This window comes from Haloarcula amylovorans (assembly GCF_004681185.1).
GTDB classification, from domain to species: Archaea; Halobacteriota; Halobacteria; order Halobacteriales; family Haloarculaceae; genus Haloarcula; species Haloarcula amylovorans.
Genome location: NZ_SRIF01000003.1, coordinates 245,116 through 271,221, shown reverse-complemented (window position 1 = coordinate 271,221; position 26,106 = coordinate 245,116). Strand labels below are relative to the sequence as shown.

Genomic DNA, 26,106 nt, shown 5'->3' with positions numbered 1-26,106 from the left:
GCAATCAGAGAGACAGCAATCGGCGTTTCGCAGATCAGACCGACGTACTTTAGCATGTCTTCAACAATACATTTTTACGCACCACTTGTGTTCCAGATGTTATGTCTATTACGCGGGCAAAGCCACTTGATGCTCTCTATGCGGAGTGTACGGACTTCGATCTCGTTCTTGTCCCTGATGCCCCGCTGGCGAGTGCGTTGAATCGCCAGCTCGACAAACCACATTTTGGACCCTTTGCGATTACCCCACGTCGACTGGCTGCGCAGCGACGGGAAGCAGCTGAGGATCGGCTTGCGTTTCTGGAGGTCATCGAACAGACGGCCCTTAGCTGGAAGGAAGCCTCCTATGTCGTTGGGAATATACTCCAGTGCTGGGAGCACCAGGGTACTGTCGATGCGATCTTGGAGTACGAGGCATTCGATACGGCTGCGACCCGCACTGCGGTCGAGTGTATCGCCGACATGGATACGACATCGCGTCGTCTGACTGAATATGAGATCGATGCCGAGACGTCCGTCGCAGTCGTAGGATACCAGCAGTTTACCGAACTCGAACGGTCAATCTTGCCTGCCGAATACGAGACTATCGATCAGTTTACTGACGACGCGTTCGACCACCCGCCGTTCCGCATTCTCGACTCGCCAGCCGCGATCGTAGATACACTGCTTGAGACCGTGACCACGGACAACGCAGACGAGGTCGGGGTCGTACTCGACGCAGCTAGCGACTATTCGTCGCTGGTCGAATCGGCACTCGATGCTGCTGATATTCCCTACTACGGCGGCCCTGGCTTCACTGACGAGCCACACCATCGAGCCTTTCTCCAACTGCTTCGGAGTGCTCATGCGGGCGACGAGACACCGGTGAGCGACGTCAGACCAGTATTGACCCAGCTGGGACTGTCGATCGACATTGAGCACGATGAGAAGCGTCTTGTGGATCTCGACGAGTCAGCCGCCGACTGGCTGGTGGAGTTCCGTGATGGGCTCAGTACTACGACATTCGATGCGGCTATCGATGCGTACGAAGCTGTTACAGAGAGCCAACTCGATGCGTTTCGTGCTGAACTTGCGACGCTTGGACTACTAGACACCTACGTCACCGAGGCAGCGGTCGACCGACTCGAATTTTATCTCCAGACCTACGACGTCCCGATGAACCGGGAGAACGACGGTGTACTGCTCGCGGATGCGAAAGCCGCCGCCCATGTCGACCGGCCTATTATGTTCTATCTTGGCGTCGACGAGGACTGGACCCACTCATCGCCCCGTCGTCCATGGGTCGATAGTGACCAGGAGTTCGAGCGAAATATTCGGCAGTTCCAGTTGCTCTTGCAGAACGGCGTCGATCAGTATTATCTTGTCCAGGACACTGCTGGTGGGACACCCGTAACGCCGTGTCTCTATTTCGAGGAGCTGGTCGACAAGTCCTTCGAGCGGTTCAGCGATCTCGAGTCGATCCCATACTCACGAACGGCTCAGACCACTCAAGATGGATTTGAGACGGAGCCACTAGATGTTCCGACAGAGTCAGTCGAGACCATCAGCCAATCGAGTCTCAGTACCTATGTCAACTCTCCTCGTGATTACTTCTATAGCCGGCTCGTCGACGGGCCCGACAAAGACCACTTCGCCGAAGGAAATCTCTTCCATGACTTTGCGGAGTTCTACGTGGCACATCCCGATCAGATTACCGAGGACGAGCTCGATGCAGTCGCGGATGTCATGCTTGAGGAAGTTGCCCCGTTCCTGCGGCGTGTGGATCGAGATGTTCGGCGCACCGAATACCGCCTCGGGCTCCAGACGATCGTCGAGTATCTCGACAAGAATCCACCGCAGGGTGAGGCGTTTCTCACAGCTGACGGTGGCTGGGGAGAGAATTTCTTCGCACAGTATTACGACCGGCCAGTCGAGACGCCCCACACGGAGTGCTGGTTCGAAAACGACGAGATTAGTCTCAAGGGGAAGATCGATCTCGTCCATGGCCCGGCCCAGCTCCTCGACTACAAGAGCGGGTCGAAGCAATCGGCCTACTCGGTGGTCAAAGACTCGTCACTTGATCCACCAAGTGATACGCCGAACTTCCAGGCGTTGCTGTATCTGGCCCACTATCGCACTGAACAGCCTGATCAGAAGCTCCAGTTCACGTTCTTCCATTTCTTGGAGACGCTCGATGATCTTGTGACTGGTGAAGCGTCACTGGACGACTGTCTTACGACGGTATCGTACTATCCGTGCTCCTATGGGGAGTATATCGCGCGGCCAGCCGTCTTCACGGAGCTACAGGAAGACGCAGCGAACGACTGCAATAAGACCTTCTCGAAGATAGACTACGAGACGTACCAGACTATGCTTGAGGCTGAGGAGTTCCCAGCGACACGCGACAGCGACGAACTCATCGCCTCCCCATTTGGGCAAGCGCTTATCGAGCGCATGCAGGCAGACGTTGGCGACTACAAGTACGTGAGTAAGGGTTGCAAGCAGGCGCTACGGCACTTGCTCCGGATCCGTAACCAGAACTACTTCACCAACGATGTGGGTGCCTTCGAGGAATTCGTCGAGGATCGGCTTGATGAGTTGAACGCCCGTCGGGCTGGCGACGAACGGTTCCCAGTGGAAGGACTGGGCGGAGAGCCAAACTATCGGTATGTGGATCACCGGGACTGCATTCTTGAGGGGGCCTCACGATGACATCGCCGAACGACCAACAACAGCAACTGATCGACAGTACCGACGGACTGCACGTTGTCGATGCCGGAGCGGGGACGGGCAAGACGTTCACCGTCACGCGACGATATGCCGAAATCGTCGGCCAAGACGATGTCGAGCCAGAGGACGTCCTATTGGTGACGTTTACGAACAACGCCGCGACCGAGATGAAAGACCGCATCGTCGGCCATTGTGAGTACGGGATGCGTGACCTCTCGGAAGCCCCGATCCAGACGTTTCACAGCCTCTGTCACGACATTCTCATGGAACACGGCTTCGAGGCCCCGACGCATCTGGGCATCGACGATCGGATCACGGGGTCGACACGGCTCCTCGAGGATGAAAACGTCGAGCAGACACAGTTTCGGGAGTTTATCCGTCAGTTTGCTGATGCCCATCCCGAGTACGACGATCTATTTCGAGCTATCGAGGAGCCAGACGAGCTTCTGGGTTTGCTCAAGCAGCTCGCCGCGAAGGGCGTCTTTCCGACGGCTGATGGCTGGTATCGCGGTGGTGAACGCCATCTGGATGGGGATTTTGCGGCCTTCAAGGATGTGTTCGACGAGCTGAACCAGCCACGGAACGGCGGGAGCAAGCAGTCCCGGCTGCGCTCGAAACTCGGCAGCTACGGAAAAGATACATGTTACCAGCCGGATGCGCCGGCGAAAGCTGCGCTTCGTGGCGAACGGGGCACAAAGCAAGTTCCCGAGGATGTTGCCCAGCAGGTGTTCGAGGCCGATCGGGAGGTGCTGAAGCAGTTCGTCCACGACGTCTATTACGAGTATCTCGAATTCGCGCTCAGTCGGAACTACCTGAACTTCAGCTTTCTCCAGTTGTTTGCGTTTGTCCTGTTGTGTGAGGACCACCAGCTCCGGGAGTCGATCGACTACGAGTACACGATGATCGACGAGTTCCAGGACTCGAGCGCCATTCAGTTCAAGTTGGCTCTGTTGCTTGCGGGTACGAACAACCTCTGTGTCGTCGGGGACTGGAAGCAGAGTATCTATTCGTTCCAGTATGCGGCTGTCGAGAACATCACTGAATTCGAGGCGCGACTGGATCACTTTGTCGCGGATCTGAACGAAGATTATGAGCGAGTCTCGTGGGAGCTCCGGCCAATCACCGATCTTGAACTGGTTGAGAACTACCGTTCGACACAGGCCATTCTGGACTTTGCCGAACACAGTCTGGTGACACCCGCAGCGAGTTCAGACGAGGTCGATACTGCGGCAGTGCAGGAACGCATCGTGTCGCTCTCGTCCAATACGGTTCATGAAAACTCCCGAATCGAGGCACTCAGTCACGAGGACGAACACGAAGCGGTCCTGACGAAATTGCAGGAAATTGTCGGCAACAGTGAGTACCAGGTCGAGGAGGACGGTGAGTTGCGGGCGCCGGAGTACGGCGACATCGCCGTGCTCACGCGAACCCGTGACTTCGGCCGAGAGCTGCTGGCCGCTGCTGACGAGTACGAGGTGCCGATGGCATACGAGGGTGGGATCGAACTGTTCCGGACCGATCCGGCGAAGCTGTTGTTAGCATGGTTGCGGGTTCTCGAGTCCAATGCGGAGCGTGGCTGGGCAGTCGTCCTTGAGGAGGCTGGGTATACGCTAGATGAAGTGCACCAACTTCTCGAGACCGAGGCATATCCGGCCAATATGCAGACGTTCAAGACGGAGTTAGAGTCCTTGGAGACGGTCGGTGGGGTTGCCAAGCGAGTGTGTGCTCGGTATGGCTACGACGGAGCGACGGCCGACGTCTTGTTGACGACAATCCAATCACTGCACAGCACGACCACCGTAACTCGTGGTGAGCTTATTCGCTTTATCGAACGAGGGATCGAGAGTGGCCAGACCCAGGACGTACATGCCAGTGCTGGCGTGAACTCGGTGACTGTCCAGACGATTCACGCCGCGAAGGGGCTCGAACATCCCATTGTTGTGCTGGCGAATATGAACGAACGTCGGTTTCCGCCATCGGGTGGGGATAGTGGGGTAATCACGTTCGATGAGCCGATCGGAGTACGCCAACGGAAGGTCTTCGGTGCGGATCATGGCCATCCCCACATCTACGATACCTGGCGGACCGACGTGTTGCAGAAGTGTTTGCCACGTGGCTACGACGAGGAACGGCGGTTGCTCTACGTGGCGATGACGCGTGCGGAGAGTCATCTCGTCTTTGCGGCTGGCGGGAAGCCGAATACGTTCTTGGAGGAACTGCCTGTGGAGATCGAGTCGATGGAACCCGATGTTCAGGAGGATGGTGTCAGTGACACGGCCCAGAAGCGATTGCAGATTTCAGTGCTGACGCCGGACGGACCGGTTGGCCACTCACCACATACGTTGATGCGTGATGATGTGTTCGACGACGTTGAGGATGGGCGTGGGACGGAGTTTGGGACGCGAACGCACGAGTTCGCTGAGCAGTATGCGCTTGGGGAGGACGTTACGCCATCGAACGCTGATGAGCGTAACGTTGCGACGTTGCTTGATTCGCTTGCCGGGGAATTACGGCTAGAGGAAGATGTGTATCTGCCGTTGACTGTCGACGGTGAGCAGGTGACGATCTCCGGGATCGTGGATCTCGTGCATATTCGGGATGGGACGGTGGAGATCATCGATTTCAAGACCGATCTTGGGCGACACGGTGAAGGGGAGTATCGGAAGCAACTCAGTGTGTACTACCACGTCGTGGACGAGTGGTTCGATGAGCGGGACGTGACGGCGAGTCTGTTCTACACTGCCGAGGGTGAGCGGGTCGGGATAGAGCCGCTGTCAAGGGCGAAGCTGGCGAATCTTGCGAGGGCAGCGATGGCAGAGTAAGGAGTCCGCTCACGAACGATCCAATCATTTTGCACATTACGCAAGGTATTGCGTGATCTGCAAGAGAGTGCTCGAGTGTGTCTCGACTTCCCACTTTCGGAGGAGCGAATCTTCTAAATCATAGACTAGAGCGAGCGCGTGACCGGATCGTCCGACTGTTGCAGACGGTCATCGCCGAGGCCGTCCGGCAGCACAAGGAGAGGGAAGGAGGTCACCGCCCTCGCTATACTGCCGCCTCCGGCACTTCCTGTAAAGGTCCCACTCTTCATTCAGCAAGATGGCTGTCACGGGGGATCGGGAACGATCGGTGGGTCGTCTGAAGCAGAGGCATCGATCTTGGCGTGTTCATCATCATGATGTGGGGGTATTTGAATGGCTGGGCTGAGTGTGTCGAGTGCATCCCCCGCTTCGAGCGTGTCGACCACATCCTGGGCCGTGTACGTCTTGCCAGCCGCTGTGTGGGGGACGACACCGGTAAGGTCCTGAGAGATAGACAGGGCGAGACAGAGCACTGGGGTGACGAGTTCATATCGAGTGTCCCCCGTCATGGTCGAATTAATGTGGCGGACGGTGAACGGCGGATGAATCTTCGCGTTGTGACTTGCTGCCCACTGTTCGAACTGTCTATAGATCTCCAGGACCTGGTCGTTCGCGGTGGCATCAAGGTCCACTCTAGACGGCCACGAGTGGACTGTTAGCTCCGTCACAACGCCAGTGCTGGCCAGGTCGTGTAACCGCGCAACCAGTCTATTTACTGACTCCGGACGTGGGTCCGCGCGCACATAGCAGTCGATCTTGAGATTCTCACCCCTTCCATCGATCATGGGTAATGTTACCAATGAACTCCATTCCTATACAAGTTTCTTCTGAATAGCGACTTGTCATATTGACGACTGGGGACAACCGCTATTAGATACACACGTACGAAACGGCTGTTTTATGGCATATGAGGGCACCCCAGTTCAATATCTAACCCATTCGCTCGTGATGATTTTCACTCAATAATCTATTTCGTATTAGGTGGAGAATATATACACAGGGTTCGTACTAGATACTCTGTCCTATGGTTTCCTGGCATTTTGAGAGATCACTTGAGTGGGGGAATGCTGTGTGGGCATACCTGTTGGAGTGCCACTTGGCCGCAACTCGTGCCGCTTTCGCTGTTGCCGGTGTCTCTCCCACTGAGACCGACTCCTCCGAGCCAGCTTCCCAAGTCGAGCCAGGCGATACCCTCCCTAGTTGGGATGTCGAGCAGACTGGTACCCGTCGAGCACACCTCAGCATCGGCGATCGGGTTACATTCACGAAGACGATTACAGACGAGGATGTCCGGCAGTTCGCCGCCGCCAGCGGAGATACGAATCCGCTCCATCTCGACGACGAGTTCGCCGAAAAAACTCGCTTTGATGACCAAATCGTTCACGGCACGCTTGTTAGGGGCTGATCTCTGCGGCGCTGGCACGGCTGCCCGGCGTGACGGTCTATTTCTCGTAAGCTTTAGAGTTCCACAATCCAGTCCGGGTGGGTCACTGGGTAACAGCAGAGTGTGAGATCGTCGAAGACCTGGGTGATGCCCAATACCGGCTCTCGACGCGTGTCGTCAACGATGTCAGCGTGCTCATTGACGGTGAAGCGGTGGTCCTGATCGACGAACTCCCCGAGGAGGGGACGGATGAGCGCGCCTGGCCTCCTCCCCGTCGTAAACAGTAGTTGCCGAACTAGCTACCGACTCAATTCGTAGTCGGCAGTAGGGGACTCCGTGCTACCGCATCAGTTGAACGACAAAATCTGGAAGAGACCGTCGAACAACCAGTGCTCTAAAACCCCCAAAATGACTTCTCAAAGTACCACCTATGTCAAATACGTGGAACCACACGGTGTTACCGATAGAAATAGTAATTCATTCCAATGAAATTCCAATTCACTGAAGAGCAACGGCGACTCCGAGATGAAGTCCGCCAGTACGCACAGGATGTCATCAAGCCACAGGCTATTGAGTTGGACCAAGCAGAGGAATATCCAACTGAAATCCTCAACGAGCTTGGTAACCGCGGATACGCAGGCATAACGCTACCGGAAGAATACGGCGGGTTGGGCGAGGGTATGCTTGAACTCTCGATTATGACCGAAGAACTGTCCGCCGCACTCATGCCCGTCGCAAGCGCGCTCGCCCTGCATCTCGGTGTCGCCGAAGCCATCCAACGATTCGGCACTCAGGAACAGCGGGATACCTATCTTCCGTCGATGGCCACGTACGACACTGTCGGGGTTCTCGGATTGAGTGAAGAGAATGCCGGGAGTGACAAATCGGGGCTGGAGACAACTGCCGAAAGGGAGGGCGACGAGTGGGTCTTGAGTGGACACAAACAATGGCTCACTAACTTCCTCCACGCTGATTACGTCCTTACGTATGCGAAAACTGACCCCGAGCAAGAGAGCCCCCACAACATTACCGCCTTCCTCGTTCCGACCAGCGAATTCGACGTTGAGCAGGTCTGGAATACGCTCGGCGCTCGTACCGTAAAATCTCCTAAAGCAACACTCTCAGATGTACGCGTCCCGGACCAGCAGCGAATCGGTGAGGTTGGAGAAGCCTATATCCAGCGCAACAACCTCCAGACGGGAGTGAATGTGCCAGCTCGTGGCGTCGGAATCGCACGCGCTGCACTCGATGATACAGTCGCGTACACCAGTCAACGAGAGCAGTTCGACCATCCCATCGGTGATTTTCAGGGCGTCAAGTGGAAGGTTGGCGAGATGGCCCAGCGGGTAGATACCGCACGACTGCTGACGCTGCGTGCAGCGGATCGTGCTGACCAGGGGCACGACACGACCCGAGAGTTCAGCATGGCGAAGGTGGTTGCGACACAGGCAGCCGTAGATAACGCCAACGAAGCCATGCAACTTCACGGCGGCATCGGCTACACGACGGAAACACACGTGGAGCGGTATCTCCGAGACGCTCGACTGCTGACGATTGCTGGCGGACCCAACGAAGGCCACAAGGATACGGTCGCTGAGGCTGTGTACGCTGACCGCCCCAAATAGGACACAAATTATGACTGAGACATTTAGATTCGCAACTGAAGCGGTTCATCGAGGTGAAACGACTGGTGAACAGCAGTATCTCTCGGGGGATGTGGTGTCACCGATTCACTTGGCTACACACCACGAAATGGAGGCCCCTGGAGAGCCGAAAAACGGATACAAGTATGCCCGGTTTGGAAACCCGACCCGAGATGCACTGGAATCGCGGCTCGCTCGTCTCACAGGTGGGTCAGAAGCTATCGCATTCAATTCCGGGACAGCAGCGATAACGACGACTGCTCTCGCGCTCTGTGACCCAGGCGACCACCTCGTAGCGTTCGATGGTGTGTATGGCGGCACGAGGCTGCTTCTTGAGGATCTATTTAGGGACGTATTGGGCGTCGAAGTGGAGTACGTAGACGCAAGAAGCCCAGAAACCGTCGAAGAACACGTCAGAGACGATACGGCCCTCTTGTGGATGGAATCTCCTACGAATCCGCTGTTGAAACTGTGTGATCTCTCCGAACTGGCTAATGTAGCCGAGGCGCATGAAATTCCACTTTGCGTGGATAACACGTTTGCGACCCCATATTTACAACAACCATTAGAATTGGGCGCCGACGTCGTCGTTCATAGTACGACAAAATACCTGAACGGTCATAGTGATTCGACAGGTGGTGCTGTCGCCACAAATAATTCGGCGATAGCAGACAGGGTTTCGACGCTGCAAGAATACGTCTTCGGGAATGCATTATCGCCATTCGACGCGTACCTCGTGCTACGAGGAATGAAGACACTCCCACTCAGGATGGAACAACACGAAGCGAACGCCCAAGCAATCGCGGCGTTCTTCGCTGACCACCCCAAGGTACAGGTGGTCCACTATCCAGGCCTCGAATCGCACCCCCAACACGACCTCGCCAGGCAACAAATGGAGGGGTTTGGCGGAATCGTCTCCTTCGAGTTAGACGCTTCGGAAGCCGAAACTAGAGCTTTCATCGAGGAATTAGAAGTATTTACTGTAGCTGTGAGTCTGGGCGGTGTAGAATCTCTCGTTGATCATCCGTGGACGATGTCTGCATCGTTTATTTCACCGGAAGAGCGACGTGCTGCGGGGGTCTCCGACTCATTAGTCCGAATGCCTGTGGGTATTGAGGATAGCACCGATCTGATCCATGACATCGAGCAAGCGCTTTCTTTGCTATAGCATCCGAGCTCATTCGCTAGTCCACAGAAGACAGTTATTCCCCCGGCTGCAGATCGTAGGTCTATTGAGCGGCTACTGATTATGAGCTCGATGCGACTAACTCTTCGGCCCCTTTGGTCGCTCGAATACGGACGGTTTCGTCCCGATAGAAGAACTCCTTGAGGGTTGTGGTCAGATACCGGTGAACGTCCTTGCCAGAGTCAAGATTCCATCGAGACGCTAACTCTCCATTGCTGGTCGGTTGCATCGTGACAATATCGCTGAGCCGGGCGAGATCTTCTGGTGGGAGTTCGGAACTGCGGCGCTCTTTGTCTCCGCTGGTGGCTACCACCACATCGCTGCGAACACATGGAACCATCATATCGGTTGAACGGGTGGTTTCTTGACCCAGGTTGTGATCATGATTAATGTACCGGGCAAGGTGTTGTTACGCTACCCCCTGTCACTGATCGGGGGCTTGTGCGGACTCCTATCCTTCGCTAGATCCAGTTTGTGGTGGTGCGAATTACGAGCATACCAAGTACGAGCCAGGTCAAGAGTACGAGGCCAGCCATGATCCACCGGGCACGTCCGACGTCGACCTCCTCGTCAGCCTGTGCCCGGCACTCATCCATGAGCTCGTCTGGGATGAGCCACAGGGCGATCGTTACGCCGACAGGAAGCACAACTAACTCGTCAAGATAACCTATGCCCGGAATGAAATCTGGAATCGGATCGATTGGGCTGACAGCGTAGGCGATGATCAGCGCGATTATGACCTTCGCTATTAACGGCGTTCGGCTATCACCAAAGGCCAGATACAGGGCATAGACCTCTGTTTCCAACTCTTTTGCACGGTTCTTCCACGAGTCGAACGCCATTGCACATCCATGCTGCCTCCACAGACTTAGCTGGCCATCACAGCATCAGTGCTGCATACTCCGTTGTCTGCACACTCCGCTTGACTCGCTCCGTCCCTGTGGCCGCTGCGATGGGTGTCCACCAGTACACTCTCACGAGAGAATCGCCGAGTCACACAGTGAGACTGGACTCGATGAGCGGTCCGAATGTGCCGTTGTGACGGCCGTGATTGGACGGTTTGTGTCCTGTTCGGTGGGGAGGGTGTCAACGTGTGTGGATTATCGCTGTCGCTGGTGGCAACTCACCGCAAGACGCACAGGCGAGTGCTGTGGAAAACTGTGTATTCTGTGCTCGTCGATGATATGATGGTGTAGGCCGGTGGCTTGGAGCGGTGTAGTGGACACTGGGTCGACTCGTGAGTGATAGCGATGGCTCTCCACGGGTTTCTGCTGGCTGGTCACACGACTTCTACCAGCAATTCCTGACGGTGAACTGGTTACTGCCACTTTCATCGAGAGCATGCGTATCTTTACCACACTTCCGGGTGTAGGTGCAGTATAGCCAGCAGTGCGACACCGGCTACCGAAGACACCAATGGCAAAGACAGCATGTACGGAGTGTGACCGTGAGTTTTCGTACGATACAGGACGGGAAACGCCGCGTGCGCCGATGCGGTTCTGCCGGTACTGTGGTGCCGAACTGCCACCACGAGAGGAGTGGTGACCCGCACTCGCTTTCGGGATCGATCGGTTCCAAACGGTTCGAACCAAATGTACGGACATCAAGGGGACCGCGCAAGATACCGACGACCTGCTCTCGGAGATTCAAGCGGACGTCAATACCCAGCTTAATCACATCACTGCCGAGCTTAGCAAGACTGGAAGTGAGGAGTAGATTACAATCCCATACCGAACGCAAGAGGGGGTCTCGGGTAGTCTCTCGCAGTACTCTGCCTCAGGTAATCTGCTCGATTAACTCGAATCCATTTTTGAACTGAACACGACTGTCGAATCCGTTGTTTGAGAGCGCAGAGACAATTCCCTCGCCAGCATCGATATCGGTTGTCACGACGCATGCACACTCCACGTCACCCGCGTCGAGACGTTTTGCCGCAACGGCAGCGAGTGCGGTATCTGCCTTCTCGATCTGATCTTCCCGTCGGTTCGACGACTGCGCGATGAACGTCCGTACGTCATCCATCACCTGCGAAACAGCACTGTTCGTGTAGTCCGGTTCCTCGGCCACCGTCACCCAGCCTGCATCGATTGCGCTGTTAATTGGGGTTTGACCTGGCGTACTCCGGTCAGGAGCACCACCGAGCTCGTCATACACGCGCTGTGGGATCACAAACGAAAGGTCGTTCCGCTGGGCGAACCGCTTGAGTGCGGTGTATTTGTTGTTCTGCTGGCGGCCGCAGGCGACAAACAACCCAGTGTCCGCAATCCAGACGATATCCGCCGCTCTCGGATCGAAGGACTCACTCATCGCTGCTGCCCGTCAATCCTCGTCTTCAGGCGCTCTCTCACGAGCGCTCTGAATATCATCGAAGTACGGATCGACCGTCTGCATATCGAGCACGACCTCCCGGAGGGCTTGCAACACAGCAATGGCGAAGGCGTGCTGAAGATCGAGTTCTCGAGCAGCTACCCGTTCCGACATCACTCCTTCGGCGTACGGAACTGCGTACGTGAGTGTGGCCGCCAGTTTTCCGAGCCCGTGCTTTTCAAGCAGAAGCGTAAGATCCTGATCTCGGGGCGAGCGGCCAAACGCTTCGATCAGGGTCGGGGTCACCGTGTATTCGCTCCCATCGAGGGTGGCGGTGAGGGTAATTGGAACCGCTGCATACGTGTGTGTCTTCTGCGCTTCATCTCGCGTCAGCACCCCGAGCTCGACAAGTGTCCCTGTATCTGAATACGCGGTCGTCCGTGGCATCTCCAGCGTGTCAGCGATGTCGTCGATGGTAACTTCGCCTTCACGGAGGACATATGTATAGAGGCGGGCCAGCCGTGGCTCTTCTAAGAGCTGAGCGACCGACAGAAGGCCATTGACGGCTCGTTCGGGATCGCCGGCAGCTTTCGACATACAATTCATACTTCGTGTGTTGCGTGATAATGGTTGGGGAGCGAGCGAAGCAGTAGTTCATCGTAGCGCGGTTTGTGAACCGTCCCGGCCGGGACAGTGTATGATTTCCCTGCTGAAACACGGCGGGGAGTGCCCTCGACGACCGTCAGTTCGCCCGAAAGGACCTCGAAGGTCTCCTCGTACTCGACGTGATAGTGTTCCGACGTTCCCTCGCCAGCGCTCAGATAGAATGCGCTGTGATACTCGCCACCCGTGTTCGCGGGGGGTCAAGATCGGCAATCCACTGGTCGACGGTCACAGCTGGCGAGAAAATCGTCATCCCACCGGATACGGAACACGCGTTCAAGAACACGGGACCCGCCGAAATAAATCGAAGTCGAAGTCGGTGATGTCGTCTCTGAGACGGTTCTCTTGTGTGCTGACGCTATTCTCTCTATTCAGCACGCAAATTCTGCCAGGTACTGAGAATTTCAACAGAGCTGGCACTGCCTAGTTTAGCATCTCGTCATTCAGTCAGTGTATTTCCATCAAGCGATGTTTATCGTCGCTACACTGGGTCCCAGCGGTAGCCACCCCACTCCTGGCTCTCGGGATTCTCGCTCTTGAGGCCGACCTCGGGGTCGCGCAACTCCTCGATGTAGACGGGTTCGATTTCGTCGCCTGTCTCGACGTCTTCGGTGGTCACCTGTCCAAGTGCTCGAACTGCCTCGCCGTCTACGTCGAACTCGACGATAGCGAGCGTATTTGGCTGTCGGACGCCCGGCGGCGTCGCGGTCGACTTCGTCCACGTCACGACCTCTGCGGTTTGTTCGGAGAGGTCATGTGTCTCCGCTTGTGGGTCACCACACTCCGGACAGCGCGGGTGAGTGGGATACGAAATATGGCCGTTCGGGCATTCGCCTGCAACCAGGGTCATTGTGCGGCCTCCATGATGGTGGTAATGATACAGTTGCCGAACCCACCGACGTTACACGCCAGCGCGGTGTCGGCTTCGACCTGTCGCGGGCCGGCCTCGCCGACCAGCTGTTCGTATATCTCGACACCTTGAGCGACGCCGCTGGCACCCAGCGGGTGGCCCTTGGACTTCAGGCCGCCCGAGGTGTTGATGGGCAACTCGCCGTCTTTTGCCGTCTCGCCGTCCATCGCCATCTCCCACGCGGTCCCCTGTTCCGCGACCCCGATACCCTCCAGCTGGAGGAATTCGAGGATGGTGAACATGTCGTGGAGTTCGGCCACGTCTAAGTCCTCCGGGCCGAGGTCAGCCATCTCGTAGGCCTGCTTGCTCGACTCGACGACGCCGCCCATGATGGTGGGGTCGTCGCGTTCGTGGACGACATGGGTATCCGTCGCGCCGCCGATGCCCGAGACAATTGCATATTCGTCGGTGAGCTCCTTTGCTCGCTCCTCCGTCGTGAACAGCATCGCGGCGCTCCCGTCCGTGATCGGACAGAAGTCGTACAGCCGAAGCGGGTCGGCGATGATAGGTGAGTTGAGTGCCGTCTCCACGGTGATCTCCTTTTGGAACTGCGCCTTCGGGTTATCCACGCCGTTCTTGTGGTTCTTCACGGCGACGCGGGCCAGCGACTCCCGCGGCGCGTCGAACCGTTCGAGGTAGTTTCGGGCGGTCAGCCCGGCGAACGAGGGCAGGGTGATGCCATGTTTGTACTCCTCGGGGTGGGTACAGGAGGCGAGGATGTCTGTCGCCTCGCCGGTGGTCTTGTGGGTCATCTTCTCGCCGCCGACCAGCAGCGTCATCTCGCTGGCTCCGGAGGCAACCGATTGCCACGCCTCGTAGATGCCCGCACCGCCTGACGAAGAGGTTTGATCGACGCGTTCGGCGTACGCCGGCAGGACCCCGAGGTCATGAGCCAGCATGTTCATCACGCCCGTCTGGCCCTCGAACTCGCCGCTCGCCATGTTCGAGACATACAGGTGCTCTATCTCCTTCGGAGTCACGTTGGCGTCGTCCAGACACTCCTCGCCTGCCTGCGAGAGGAGCCCCTGAATCCAGGCGTCACGCTGCCCGAACTTCGTCATCGACGCGCCGATTACTGCGACTTCCATACGTAAGCCCACTCGTGGGTGGGGGATATTCGTTATGATTGACCAATCAAACAGTATTCATTTTTACGGGTGGTAGATAAACACTGTTAACTCCTCGTTCGTGACGGCCCGTTCTTGTTCCTCGTTAGGCGTATCTGATATGATATTTTCTAGATAGTATGAGCACAACAGCATATCGGACATTCTTTCTCGCGGTCTCGAAGATGTAGGAGTGGTTCACTCCGAAGGAACGCCTGTGGAGACTGCGCTCCCTGTGGACACGCGGGTATCTGCAAAGCGCGTCGTGGAAGCAGGAAGCTCTACCCTCAAGGAGCGAACGGCGTCAGCCGTGAACGATAGGGTAGGGTAGTTCACTCGCTACCCTCCGGTACTGTGGTTTTCTTCTCGTCGATAAAGGTGTGAACCTCGGATGTGACGCGATCAGGTGCTTCTGTCGGCCCGCCGTGACCGACGCCCTCGAACTCGAGGAACTGACTGTCCGAGAGGGCTTCATCAACCGCACGGATGCCATCTCGGAGGTGGGGCGGTCCCTCGGTTCCGGCCAGCAGGAGTGCTGGCGCGTCGATATCTAGTGACTCGGGGAGCCGGTACTGTTCGATGGCGCGGTTGATCCGCGCGATGTTTTCGGTCAGAGCGACGATGTCGGGCCAGGGCGGCCATTCGGCGAGCCACCCGTCGAGATCCTCGATGTCGCCACCGTGCATAACCTCGCGGATGTAGAATTTCATGGCCTGTCGGCGGTCTCCGTTATCGATTTGCGTCTGCATTTGCGACGCGAGATCGGCTCGTTCTCTGTACTCGCCGACGAGGACTGCCGGTTCGTACACGATGAGTTTCTCGACTGGTGCTGTTCGGGCGGTCTCAATCGCCAACAGGCCGCCGAACGAGTGCCCGAACAGCACCGGGGTTCCATTGACGGCATCGATAACTGCACGAACGTCCTCGACCCCACGGGCAAGGCTATACTCTGCAGCATCGCCACTTTCCCCGACGCCCCGTCGATGGGGAACGATGACGGTATAGTCTTTGGCGAATCGAGGAACTATCGGCTTCCAATACTGGGGGGAGGAGCCACCATGGAGGAGTAGTAGTGGCGGTCCCGCTCCATGTCGTTCGAATGCGATACTGGTCCCATCTGCTGACGTGACTGTCTGCATAGGTGCATCTCTTTGGTCATGTGTGAGTGGTGAAGACCTGTCTCTCAATCATACGGTAGTTTAAGTAGAGAGTTCGGTTGAAGCATTCGCGCCATATCTGATTTCTCGTCTACCCATCGGAGGAGTGAATTTAAATACAGCTCCCTACTATTGATTCCAGTGAGTTCCGATCGAGTTACCCTCTCTGATACCCTCTCCGCCATCCAGCGAACTGGATCAGTGTCGGAACCCGTAACTACCTCTGAAATCGCCGAAGAATTGGAGACCACTCAGCGCACCGCCTACAGTAAACTTGAACAATTGGCCGAGCAAGGCGCTATCCAAGACAAAAAGGTCGGAGCGCGAAACCGCATCTGGTGGATAGACGATGCTACGCCTAACCAGCAAGAGTTCAAATCTGAGTCCGAACAGGCGAAGGCTCTCAATCGAATCTCGAACGGCTTCTGTGCACTCGACGAGCAGTTCCGATTCACGTATATCAACGATCGTGCCTGTGCCCTGCTCGGCCTTAATTCCTCAGCCATCGGTGCACGTCTTCATGATGAGATTGACCTAACAGATGACTTCGAGACAGCTCTCCGCGATGCCGTCGAGACTGTCGAGTCAGTCTGCAGAGAGGACTACTACGAATCAGTTGATGCGTGGTTTGAGAGTGCTATCTACCCCTCCGAAACTGGCGTCTCAGTCTATTTTCGGGATATCACCAAACGCAAACGACTCGAACAGGAACTCCGTACCGAAAAAGAACACTTCCGGGTGGCACTCCAGAACGCGCCGATTGTCGCGTTCCGGTTGGACACCGACCTCCGGTATACGTGGATTGGAAGCCCCCATGAGGACTTCGAGGACATGGAGGTCATTGGCAAACGTGACGACGATCTCCTCCCGCCAGAACCAGCAGAGAAAATCATGGCTCCAAAGCGCAAAGCACTGGCGACCGGCGAACCCGTCCGGGAAGAAGTGACATACGAGTTACCGAGCGGGATGGTGTCATATGACCTCGCCGTCGAACCGCTCCGCGATGAATCAGGGGAAATCGTCGCGCTCACCTGTTCCTCGCTCGATATCACCGAGCGAAAGGAGCGCGAGCAGACCCTTGAAGAGCAAAACGAACGCCTCGAACAGTTCGCCACTATGCTCGCGCACGAACTTCGAAATCCTGTCGCTATCGGCCAAATATACACCCAACGGTTGTCAGACGCTGATGAAACCATTGCGGAATACATTACAGAGGCATTCGACCGCATCGAGAATATGGTCGACATGATGTTGATGTTGACGCGTGGACGTGGAGCGGTCAGCGACTCAACGCAGGTACAACTCCGTGCTGCAGTCCGAGAGACGTGGGAGGAACTGGAAACAACTGACGCCTCACTCACCGTAGAGGGCGACTTTGTATTCGAGGTAGACGAGACGTTCGCCCGCCATTTCTTCCGAAACTTGTTCGAGAATGCTATTGAACACGGTGGGGCAGACGTGACTGTCAAGGTCGGGGAATTGCCGAATGGCTTCTTTATCGCTGATACTGGCAGTGGAATCCCTGCAGGGGAACGTGAAGAGGTCCTTGAGCCGGGCTATACGACCACAGCGGAGCAGGGCGGCACAGGGTTGGGACTGACATTCGTCCGAGAATTTGCCGAGGTGTACGGCTGGGAGTATGCAGTGACTGAGAGTGCTGCGGGCGGCGCCCGATTTGAGTTTACGAACATCGAGTGACCGATCTGCACACCTCTCTAACGAGTGTTTCAAAATAACGAGGACGTCCACTCCCAGAGGTGTATTCTTGTTCTGACTGATCACGCAGAGAACGAAACGCTTTGTGGACGTGCCGGCGTAGCATATACGAGGAATATCGATGGCACGACGCGAAGATATCGACCGACTCTACAGCCTCCTTGCAGATTTGGAACAGACCGTCGGCGGGAAACAGCAGCTCAAGGACTGCACCGGCTATATGGACTGGCCCGACCGAGGCGTCTACTTCTTCTTTGCACCGGACGAACACCGCGAGGCCGGCGACCACCTTCGACTTACTCGCATCGGGACGCATGCTGTGTCCGAAGGCAGCAGTACCTCGCTCTGGGACCGGCTTCGAACGCATCGCGGAGCAAACCGCGGAACCTACGAGGGAGGTGGCAATCATCGCGGCTCTGTCTTTCGCAAACGCGTCGGTGAGGCGTTGGTCGAACGCGACGACCGACACAAAGAGTATCCTCAGTGGGGCGAGGGATCGAGTGCAAAGCGCGACCGCCGGCTCGATGAACTCGAGATGGAGCGGCGAGTGAGCGACTATCTTCGGAACCTGCCCTTTCTCTGGCTGAACGTTGACGACGAACCAGGCGCCGAAAGTCACCGGGCCTACATCGAACGAAACACGATTGCACTCCTTAGTAACTACCAGCGAACGGCTGTTGATGCTCGCTCAGATGAGTGGCTCGGCCAATACAGTCAGAGTGAGAAACTTCGCGACTCCGGGTTGTGGAATGTGAACCACGTCGATGAGGACTACGACGCAGAGTTCTTGAACCTGTTCGCAGAGCGAATAGAAGACACGTCGCCAGTCTGAGAATCAACCACCATCGTGGCGACAAGACACGTTAACAGCAGAGTCACGCAGAACGGAGGTGTCCGATGGAGGCGGTCACTCTACAGAGCCAGTGTTTGCTGCAAGTACGCGAGTGATGTAGGCCTGCCTCCAGACTAACCAGCCTCCAAAACTAATTGCAACCAATCCAAGGACGGTCAGTCCGACCGCGTCCCAATTTGTCGTCTTGAGCGCGCAGTCCAGCGTTTCCCGTGCACACGAGCCAAACAGTTCTCGTCGGAAGGCCCCAACGGAAACGAGTCCAAGTCCCACGACGATGGCAACAGTACCGACCAGTATCTTCTGGACGATATCCCGCCGGGTCGACGGGTTGGCGAGTATCGATTCCCGGACCCCTGGACGTGGCCCGGTCAGCTGGGAGAACACAGCGGCTCCGAGCAGAAGGAGAGCTGCCGGGACAAGATAGAGTCCGATCGACATCATCCCCAGGATCGACAGTCCTCCCAACAGCAGCGCAGCAACCCAGACGAGCGGTGTTCGGTTCGTCCACGCACCAATCCCACCGACAAGTGCGAAAAGAATGCTGAGCAGCACAATCCCGGAGTAGAACACATCCGCAAGCGGATTCGGAAGCAGGAGGACAGTTACTGCAACGCCGGCAGAAAGGATCGCAAGAGCGCTCAATAGACGACTGACCGTCTCGCTTGGTCGGGTCTGCGACGCTGAAGTCATGCTCTATTGTACCCCCTGTACTGTTGCCATATCGGTTGAACGGGTGGTTTCTTGACCCAGGTCGTGGTCATGATTAATAGTACCGGGCAAGGTGTTGTTACGCTACCCCCTGTCTCTTCCGACACCCCCTGTCATTTCTGCCAAAGACGATACTCATGTAGCAATTGGTCACGCACATCATCAAGAATACTCATCTGCTGACTCTGCACATTATTTCAGTACGGCACTCTGAACATCAAGCTAACAGCCTCCTGACTGACCCACTCGTGACGGAGAGATGGTCGCTACGGCTCTCATTGAATCCATGCGCACCTTTACCACACAGAAGGGCGTAGTTGCGACGTAGCCAGCAGTGCGATACCGGCTACCGGAGATACCAATGGCAAAGACAGCATGTGCGGACTGTGGCCGTGAGTTCTCGTACGATACAGGGAGGGAGACGCCGCGTGCACCGATGCGGTTCTGCCGGTACTGTGGTGCTGAACTGCCACCACGAGAGGAGTGGTGATCCGCACTCGCTTTCGGATTGCTGCCGACACGCGTTCTCACGGGTTAGGTTGAGGCGACGGTAAATACGTTGACACTAGCGACTGCTTTCGCTAGTACGTCTCTGGTCCGAAGGTGTCTGCTTAGAAATCGTGTAATTCGCGATGCTGTTGAAGAAATAGTCGATGAGGTGCTAGCTCTTCATTTGCTGGCTGTCTGATCTGTGAGTCTTCGAGTTGCTTGAATTCGTGATACCCATCACGCTTCGGGGCGGCGGCGACCAAGAGAGTATAATCGTCGCTGACTGCAAGCCAGCCAGTGTCGAACGCCCAATGGTGGAGTTTGCATAGTGCGAGGCCATTGCGTGGGTCGTCAGCTCCGTTTTTCTGCTTTGGATAGATATGTGCAGCTTCGACTTCGGGTGTCCCCGCTGGTGTCTCCCGATGTTGACCGCAGATCGCACAGCGATTGTCGTAGGCGGCTTTCACGAGCCGAGCGAACGTCTGATCACGGACGCGACGTTCCTGTTCGGTGAACTCCTCGCTGTCGCTCGTGAGCTGTGGCTCGTCGTTTAGCTTCGCTTGAAGGTCTGTCTCGACGGCCTCAACGTCGATCTCGAATGTGAGGCGATATGTCCCAGCGTCGTCGAGAAACTCAATGTCGCCTTGATCTCGGAGGACCTGGAGTTGTTGGTGGATTTTCGTTCGGATATTGTTATTGTCCGGAAACGCTCGAGCGAGATCGGCGGCCGCAAAATCATAGATTTCATCTAAGGTAACTCTCCTGGAGGTGTGGGTCTCACAATATTGCTTGAGTTGTTCTCGAACTGCTGTCGTCCAATCTATGCTGTCCGCTTGCTGATGGGCCATCGTAAAAACGAGCACCTCTCGGCCACCACGGGTCTCAAACTCCCAGTCGAGAACGTCGACGAGCCCTTGATACGCCCAGCCGGTAGCCTCCGTTGCCTGGTAGAAGAAGTGGACTGGAATGTCGGTCTCGATGGCATCGATAAGGACCGAATTCCCGGGAGAACTCGTGCTTTGGTCGCCTTCGAGGCCTTCGCCGATGTACTCGAACTGGCCCTGTGTAACGGCATCGTCGTAGGGGCCATCCTCGGTCGCGAACACGAGTAGATACTGGTTGTCGGTTGCGTCCCGTCGAGGGTTGATGCCCGAGATCTGATAGCCAAACCCCGTATCGAAGATAGTCTCGATATCTGCTTGTGTGAGTCGATCGCCGATCTCGACGGCCGGTGGTGAGCTGTGTGTTGCGTGATACGAGTCAGTATGCTGGTGTTTGAGTGCATCGCGGCCAGCGTCCGTGAGATATGTTGTATCGCCTTCGCGTGTAGCATAGCCCAGGACTTGCAGCCACTCACGATGACGGATCGCTGGCCCGGGTTTCGTCATCTCTGCCTCGTCGAACTCATTGACCAGGATATCCATGAGGTCGGTGTCAGTACGAGGGTCCTCGGCGAGAGCCTGCAGGATCGTGTCGAAGCCTTTGACGCCCTCAGAGAGAGCGGCGTAGAGTATGCTGGGGTCTTGGTCAGCAAGCCACTGCTCGCCGTAGTGGGCCAGTTTGCAGCCAGTATCCTCGAGATGGAGCAAGTCGATCGCATCGAGGAAGGCCAGATGGTGGTTGATGGCCTCAGGACTCGATGCGCGAGTGTTATTGATTACCCACTGGATGAGCTCTTCGCGGGTCGGTGAGGTTGTGTGGACGTACGCCAAGCAGGTGCGAAGATTGTCCAATCGGTTCGTCACGCCGCCGTAGAAGCGGTCGGTGGTCATCCGGCGGTCGTCTGTCACTAGAGTGCGAATTGATTGCGGGTTATGTAAAGGTCGTGGGATATTCGTGTGACAGCGTCGGTTACAAGTGGGCGGGGCCAGCTGTATGCCGAGGCACATCACATTCACCCACTGGGCGCCTCGCCGCCTGGTATTGATACCGCCAAGAACATCCTCGTGCTTTATCCGACTCATTATGCCGATTTCGATTACGGCTGTCTGACTGTAGACCCCGAGACCTACGAAGTTCAGCATAGCTACGAGCCCGCATTGAACGACCGACGGTCGTTACTGGGGGGATGGACATGATATCGGTGCCAAGCAACTGGTGTATCACAACGGAAAATCTTCGGGTGAGCGAGTACTATATGGTGATTGTTTTGACTGCCTAGAGAGGGTCTGCAATATCTGTATACAGTATACAGATACAAGATATGGCTCACTCTACGACTGTTACCCAGTACGTCACGATCTACGCTGAGTAGGTCGAGAACATGCTGCTTCAACCCCATACAGGTCCACCAGTAATGCTGTCCATTGAGTGATGGCGTAGGTGCTCCATCACGCTTCAACAGCCAAGGAACCGCCTGTAACCGATGATTCTGTGCTTGCCAGTTCGTCATCGCACCAAGACACTGGAATACACTTTTGATAGATGAATGTTAATACACAACATATAACATGACGTGGACAGACCCACCGCCGAAACCAGACCCCGACGACAACCTATTCGAAGTGTGTCCAGTCGCCCGTGCGTTCGAAATAGTCGGCTCCAAATGGCGACTTGCAACACTCCGGAGCCTGCATCTGTATGGTGAGCAGCGATTTAGCGAGCTCCAGGAAACAACGACTGCCGATTCGGCTACGCTTTCACGAATACTCAGCGACTTAGAGAGACAGGGACTCGTCAGTCGTCGACTGGAAGACCGGCCGATCGCCACCTACTACGACCTAACCGAACGGGGGGAAGCGCTCAACGATGTCTTTGCGGAATTCGAGGAGTGGGCGTTTGAATATACTGCTGCGGAGAAGCCTGCTGTGGAGTTACCGGAGTAGGTCGCCGAGTCAGTCGGAGTGCGGTTTCGAGATGTTACTTGGTTGTATGGCTATCACTGACTTGCAATCTTATCACAAAAATTATACTTTCTACCGGGTCGACATCCTCGTTGTGGTCACACGGACCACGGAGGCGACCAGCTATGTCAGACTACAGCCCGACGCCCGAGCGGATCCTCGAGCTCGGCCAGGGGTTCTGGGCGGCGAAGGCGTTACTGAGTGCCACCACACTCGGTGTTTTCACAGAACTCGACCGCAACGGCCCCCAAACAGTCGAAGAGTTAGAGAGTACAGTCGGCCTGCATCCACGGAGTTCACGGGACTTTCTCGATGCACTTGTCGCGTTGGATCTGCTGGACCGCGAACACTACGAGTATCGGAACACCCCAGAAGCAGCGGCGTTCCTCGTCGAGGGGAAACCGGCGTCGTTCGTCGGCTGGTTCGAGATGGTAACGACCGGTTGTACCCGTTCTGGGGGGACCTCGAAACAGCTCTGCAGACTGGACGGCCACAGAACGAGCTCGACGACGATCAGACCCATCCTTTCGAGGGTGTCATCTACACCGATGACGAGATTCTCGAACAGTTCGTCGGTGCGATGACCAGCTTTAGTATGGCTGCTGCTGACGTCATCGCCCACGAGTTTCCCTGGGCGGACCACGACTCGGTCGTCGACTTAGGAACAAGTGAGGGTGTGGTGCCAAAGCGTATCGCCGAAGAGAACGACCATGTTCATGCGATCGGTGCGGACCTCCCGCGAATCGAACAGTACTTCCAGAACTACGTGACGGAGAGTCCCGCTGCAGATCGCATCGAGTTCCGCACCGTCGACTTCTTCGCCGACGAGGCACTGCCCGCTGCGGACGTCTATATTCTCGGTCACATTCTCCATGACTGGCCGCACGAGGAGACGAGAGCGATTCTCTCGAAGGTGCACGACGCGGTCACACCCGGTGGCGCTGTCGTCGTCTACGGCACGATGATCGACGAGGAGCGTCGGGACGCGGCGCTGCCGTTGCTCATGAGTCTGAACATGCTCATCGAGACACCTGCGGGATCGGACTACACTGCCGGACAGTGTATCGAGTGGCTCCACCAGGCTGGCTTCGAGGGCGGGGAGGCAACACCGCTGCCCGGTCCCGAGACGATGGTCGTCGCCAGAAAATAACACACACGAGGAATCCAATGTCCCACGAAAGTCACACTGACGACTCCGAGCGACGAACCGACTCGACGACCACCCGTGGTGATACGGATGGGGCCGCCGAACAGCCGCATGCGATGCCGGACGTCGGGCGACGAGCAGTGTTGCAAGCACTCGGGATCGGTGCCTCAGTCGCAGTTGGGAGTGGCGTCGTTGCGGCCGATCACGACGACCCACATCCCCCTCGCATCGATTCACATTACGGCTACGCGACGCCGGACGCCAACGCTGTGCCGGAGCGACTCGCGCCGGATCACACAGTCGAACTCCACGTCGGTGACCCGGTTCCCCAAGAACATGGTCCGCTGTTCCATTTCGAGCCGACGGGACTTGCTGTAGATCCCGGTGACATCGTCCAGTTCAGTGTTACCACGCCTGATCATACGATTACGGCCTACCATCCGGCCCATGGGTACCAACGCCGAGTCCCTGTGGACGTCCCGCCGTTTTCCTCGCCGGTCGTCAGCGCTGGTGGGGCGTGGTTGTATCGGTTCGAGGAATCGGGGCTGTACGACCTCTTCTGTGCACCCCACCATATCCTTGGCATGGCCATGCGAGTCGTCGTCGGTGACCTTGCCGAGGAGGATGTGCCCGGATATGAGGATACCTTCGAAGGGACCGAAGGGCCACCGCCACTGTTGGCGCCCTTCAGCAAGCAGTTCCTCGAACATGAACTCGAACGGTTTAGTGGTGGGAACGAAGACTGTGAGTGGGTGTGGCTGACCCCACAGGAAGTACTCGACACGGACGCACTCGACCCAGGTGCTATTCAGGCCGACGATGGAAGAGTCTCGTTCGACGAGGTGCTTGCGGATATCGAACGGATTCACGGGGGTCACTCACATGAGTAGTCACGGCTCGTTCACAGCCTCCCAGCGGGGGCCCCAATAAACCCGCCCGCATTATTGGGGGCAAGGCCGAGGGCATTGCGTCCCGTTTGTTCAGCTGTGATGTGTAACACAAACAGTGCTACCACGACGGGTGACGCCACCGACGGATGCTGTGGCGGCACCGAACAGGACACTGAAGCCGCACGTGGCTCCGGTCACTGGTTAGGCGACGCAACGCTAGACCAGCAGCTGCCCGAAGACCTGCGAACGGTGCTTGGCCGCTTTGTCGGCGATGAGTCGGTCGAGACACTCGCAGACTGGAGCGAGCAGATCCGGCGGCAAGCCGGCGGTGGGGCCATTGACGTTGCCCAGCTCTGCCACACCGACGAGGACACTGCCCATTGGGGTGTCATGGACGGCGAGCGGTACCACTTCCAGTGTTTCTACGACGCGATCATCCTCGCTGCGCTGGAAGACAACCCAGTTGCCATCCATACTGTCAGTCCCGATGGAGTGACCATCGAAGTCCACGCCGTGGGGCGCGAGGAACTATCGGTCACCCCCGACACGGCCGTCTTCTCGCTTGGCATCGCGCTGGACGCCCACGAACAGTCCGGCGGTACCCCGACGCTGCAGGACGGCTACGCTACTATCTGTCCATACGTCAAGGCCTTCCCCGACCGCGACGCGTACGAGACGTGGGCTGGCGACGTTCCTGCTGTGACCGTGGCGATGCTACTCTCGGGGGCAGCGGTGTTCGCTCGGACACTGATTCCGGAGGACGACGATGGCTAAGACTGACGGCGGCGACGATGAAGCGTCGACGGTCGCAGATACCAAGCGGGCGTCTGTGCTCGCCGGCCAGCAGCCTCACACGATTGCCGATGTGAAGGAAACCTATCGTGAGCAGGCCACGACGATGGCCCGGATGGACTGGCTGAACCGGGCGTTCAGTGGCCGCTATCGCCGTGCGCTGTTCGGCGACGCCACCGGCCGCGTCCTCGATGTTGCCTGTGGTGTCGGGACCAACGCTCAGTACCTCGGCCACGACGCCGAGTACGTCGGTATCGATATTAGTGGGGCTGTGCTTACAGCGGCACGACAGCGCCTCGACGACACCCCGCGAGAGACAACGCTGTACGAAATGGATGCACAGGAGCTCGACTTCCCGGACGACAGCTTCGATACCGTCATCTCTTCGCTGTCGACCTGTACGTTTCCTGATCCAGTAGCGGCGCTTTCGGAAATGGGGCGTGTTTGTGCGCCCGATGGACGGATTCTCTTGTTGGAGCACGGCCGGAGCAGCGTCGGCCCCATCGCCTGGTTGCAGGACTGGCGGGCAGACGCTCACTTCGAGAAACACAACTGCCGATGGAATCAGGAGCCACTCGCTGTCGTCGCCGCGTCGCCGCTACGGATTAGTGAGTCGTCGTCCGCGTTCCTCGGTATGATTACCGCGATCGAAGCCTGTCCTGGGTAACGACTGTGTAGGTTCGTTTTAATGACTGCCCAGTATACTGGGCACAACGCTGTAGTTGCTGCTCATTCGATTGGGA

23 protein-coding genes and 2 pseudogenes are annotated in these 26,106 nt (G+C 56.8%); 14 read left to right on the top strand and 11 right to left on the bottom strand.

Going from position 1 to position 26,106, the window contains the following annotated elements; genetic code table 11:
* Nucleotides 1-101 precede the first annotated feature (101 nt).
* Nucleotides 102-2,690, top strand: a complete 2,589-nt coding sequence (locus tag E4S61_RS15625) for a PD-(D/E)XK nuclease family protein (RefSeq protein ID WP_135304888.1) — start codon at nucleotides 102-104, stop codon at nucleotides 2,688-2,690.
* Complete coding sequence (locus E4S61_RS15620; protein WP_135304887.1) at nucleotides 2,687-5,530, top strand: UvrD-helicase domain-containing protein; 2,844 nt, start codon at nucleotides 2,687-2,689, stop codon at nucleotides 5,528-5,530. Before E4S61_RS15625 ends, E4S61_RS15620 begins: the two co-directional genes overlap by 4 nt.
* Nucleotides 5,531-5,814: 284 nt before the next feature.
* On the opposite strand, the gene E4S61_RS15615 is transcribed toward E4S61_RS15620, so the two are convergent.
* Entirely contained in the window at nucleotides 5,815-6,354 is a 540-nt protein-coding gene (locus tag E4S61_RS15615; RefSeq protein ID WP_342447927.1) for an HTH domain-containing protein, read from the bottom strand.
* 296 nt (nucleotides 6,355-6,650) lie between these two features.
* Between E4S61_RS15615 and E4S61_RS15610 the strand changes: the two are divergent.
* The 3 genes and pseudogenes from E4S61_RS15610 to E4S61_RS15600 all read left to right on the top strand — a co-directional run bounded on the left by E4S61_RS15610 (nucleotide 6,651) and on the right by E4S61_RS15600 (nucleotide 9,764).
* A pseudogene (locus E4S61_RS15610) lies at nucleotides 6,651-7,240 on the top strand (MaoC family dehydratase).
* Nucleotides 7,241-7,438: 198 nt separating this feature from the next.
* Nucleotides 7,439-8,578, top strand: a complete 1,140-nt coding sequence (locus E4S61_RS15605) for an acyl-CoA dehydrogenase family protein (protein ID WP_135304885.1) — start codon at nucleotides 7,439-7,441, stop codon at nucleotides 8,576-8,578.
* A gap of 10 nt (nucleotides 8,579-8,588) precedes the next feature.
* Nucleotides 8,589-9,764, top strand: a complete 1,176-nt coding sequence (locus tag E4S61_RS15600) for a trans-sulfuration enzyme family protein (RefSeq protein WP_135304884.1) — start codon at nucleotides 8,589-8,591, stop codon at nucleotides 9,762-9,764.
* A 79-nt stretch (nucleotides 9,765-9,843) separates the two neighbouring features.
* Here the strand turns inward: E4S61_RS15600 and E4S61_RS26710 are convergent, their stop codons facing one another.
* From E4S61_RS26710 to E4S61_RS15570, 7 genes are all read right to left on the bottom strand, one after another.
* On the bottom strand, nucleotides 9,844-10,122 hold the full coding sequence (locus tag E4S61_RS26710) for a DUF5797 family protein (protein ID WP_394346454.1): 279 nt from the start codon (nucleotides 10,120-10,122) through the stop codon (nucleotides 9,844-9,846).
* Nucleotides 10,123-10,243: 121 nt separating this feature from the next.
* Nucleotides 10,244-10,624, bottom strand: coding sequence for a YkvA family protein (locus tag E4S61_RS15595; RefSeq protein WP_135304883.1), 381 nt, complete (start codon nucleotides 10,622-10,624; stop codon nucleotides 10,244-10,246).
* 934 nt (nucleotides 10,625-11,558) lie between these two features.
* Entirely contained in the window at nucleotides 11,559-12,089 is a 531-nt protein-coding gene (locus E4S61_RS15590) for a hypothetical protein (protein ID WP_135304882.1), read from the bottom strand.
* 12 nt (nucleotides 12,090-12,101) lie between these two features.
* Entirely contained in the window at nucleotides 12,102-12,686 is a 585-nt protein-coding gene (locus E4S61_RS15585) for a DUF7437 domain-containing protein (RefSeq protein WP_209309520.1), read from the bottom strand.
* 5 nt (nucleotides 12,687-12,691) lie between these two features.
* Nucleotides 12,692-12,910 (bottom strand): cupin domain-containing protein, encoded by a 219-nt coding sequence (locus tag E4S61_RS26705; protein WP_135304953.1) that lies wholly within the window; start codon nucleotides 12,908-12,910, stop codon nucleotides 12,692-12,694.
* Nucleotides 12,911-13,233: 323 nt separating this feature from the next.
* Complete coding sequence (locus E4S61_RS15575) at nucleotides 13,234-13,602, bottom strand: Zn-ribbon domain-containing OB-fold protein (RefSeq protein ID WP_135304880.1); 369 nt, start codon at nucleotides 13,600-13,602, stop codon at nucleotides 13,234-13,236.
* Nucleotides 13,599-14,750 carry a thiolase family protein gene (locus E4S61_RS15570; protein WP_135304879.1) on the bottom strand — a complete coding sequence of 384 codons (1,152 nt, stop codon included), beginning with the start codon at nucleotides 14,748-14,750 and terminating at the stop codon, nucleotides 13,599-13,601. Before E4S61_RS15570 ends, E4S61_RS15575 begins: the two co-directional genes overlap by 4 nt.
* 166 nt (nucleotides 14,751-14,916) lie before the next feature.
* Here E4S61_RS15570 and E4S61_RS26195 point away from each other — a divergent pair.
* A pseudogene (locus E4S61_RS26195) lies at nucleotides 14,917-15,099 on the top strand (RNA-guided endonuclease TnpB family protein); the annotation flags it as partial.
* A gap of 1 nt (nucleotide 15,100) precedes the next feature.
* On the opposite strand, the gene E4S61_RS15560 reads toward E4S61_RS26195, so the two are convergent.
* Nucleotides 15,101-15,907 carry an alpha/beta fold hydrolase gene (locus tag E4S61_RS15560; protein WP_135304878.1) on the bottom strand — a complete coding sequence of 269 codons (807 nt, stop codon included), beginning with the start codon at nucleotides 15,905-15,907 and terminating at the stop codon, nucleotides 15,101-15,103.
* 159 nt (nucleotides 15,908-16,066) lie between these two features.
* Here E4S61_RS15560 and E4S61_RS15555 point away from each other — a divergent pair, with 159 nt between their 5' ends.
* Together E4S61_RS15555 and E4S61_RS15550 are read left to right on the top strand one after the other, a co-directional pair.
* Nucleotides 16,067-17,623: a PAS domain-containing protein gene (locus E4S61_RS15555; protein WP_135304877.1), complete on the top strand. Its 1,557-nt coding sequence runs from the start codon at nucleotides 16,067-16,069 to the stop codon at nucleotides 17,621-17,623.
* A 139-nt stretch (nucleotides 17,624-17,762) separates the two neighbouring features.
* On the top strand, nucleotides 17,763-18,473 hold the full coding sequence (locus tag E4S61_RS15550) for a hypothetical protein (RefSeq protein ID WP_135304876.1): 711 nt from the start codon (nucleotides 17,763-17,765) through the stop codon (nucleotides 18,471-18,473).
* A gap of 75 nt (nucleotides 18,474-18,548) precedes the next feature.
* On the opposite strand, the gene E4S61_RS15545 is transcribed toward E4S61_RS15550, so the two are convergent.
* Both E4S61_RS15545 and E4S61_RS15540 read right to left on the bottom strand, forming a co-directional pair.
* The gene (locus tag E4S61_RS15545) at nucleotides 18,549-19,184 is read right to left on the bottom strand and encodes a hypothetical protein (protein WP_135304875.1); all 636 of its coding nucleotides are present in this window, start codon (nucleotides 19,182-19,184) and stop codon (nucleotides 18,549-18,551) included.
* A gap of 629 nt (nucleotides 19,185-19,813) precedes the next feature.
* Entirely contained in the window at nucleotides 19,814-21,481 is a 1,668-nt protein-coding gene (locus E4S61_RS15540; RefSeq protein ID WP_209309519.1) for an HNH endonuclease, read from the bottom strand.
* Nucleotides 21,482-22,141: 660 nt separating this feature from the next.
* Here E4S61_RS15540 and E4S61_RS15535 point away from each other — a divergent pair.
* From E4S61_RS15535 to E4S61_RS15515, 6 genes are all read left to right on the top strand, one after another.
* Nucleotides 22,142-22,516, top strand: a complete 375-nt coding sequence (locus tag E4S61_RS15535; protein ID WP_135304874.1) for a winged helix-turn-helix transcriptional regulator — start codon at nucleotides 22,142-22,144, stop codon at nucleotides 22,514-22,516.
* A gap of 143 nt (nucleotides 22,517-22,659) precedes the next feature.
* Nucleotides 22,660-23,118, top strand: coding sequence for a methyltransferase family protein (locus tag E4S61_RS25935; protein WP_209309518.1), 459 nt, complete (start codon nucleotides 22,660-22,662; stop codon nucleotides 23,116-23,118).
* A complete protein-coding gene (locus tag E4S61_RS25930; protein WP_245180781.1) occupies nucleotides 23,010-23,684 on the top strand; it encodes a methyltransferase in 675 nt (224 codons plus the stop codon). The genes E4S61_RS25935 and E4S61_RS25930 overlap by 109 nt, the downstream gene beginning before the upstream one ends.
* A 17-nt stretch (nucleotides 23,685-23,701) precedes the next feature.
* Nucleotides 23,702-24,571, top strand: a complete 870-nt coding sequence (locus E4S61_RS15525) for a cupredoxin domain-containing protein (protein WP_209309517.1) — start codon at nucleotides 23,702-23,704, stop codon at nucleotides 24,569-24,571.
* Between the two features lie 99 nt (nucleotides 24,572-24,670).
* On the top strand, nucleotides 24,671-25,345 hold the full coding sequence (gene merB, locus E4S61_RS15520) for an organomercurial lyase (RefSeq protein WP_135304873.1): 675 nt from the start codon (nucleotides 24,671-24,673) through the stop codon (nucleotides 25,343-25,345).
* Nucleotides 25,338-26,030, top strand: a complete 693-nt coding sequence (locus E4S61_RS15515; protein ID WP_135304872.1) for a class I SAM-dependent methyltransferase — start codon at nucleotides 25,338-25,340, stop codon at nucleotides 26,028-26,030. Before merB ends, E4S61_RS15515 begins: the two co-directional genes overlap by 8 nt.
* Nucleotides 26,031-26,106: the final 76 nt, after the last annotated feature.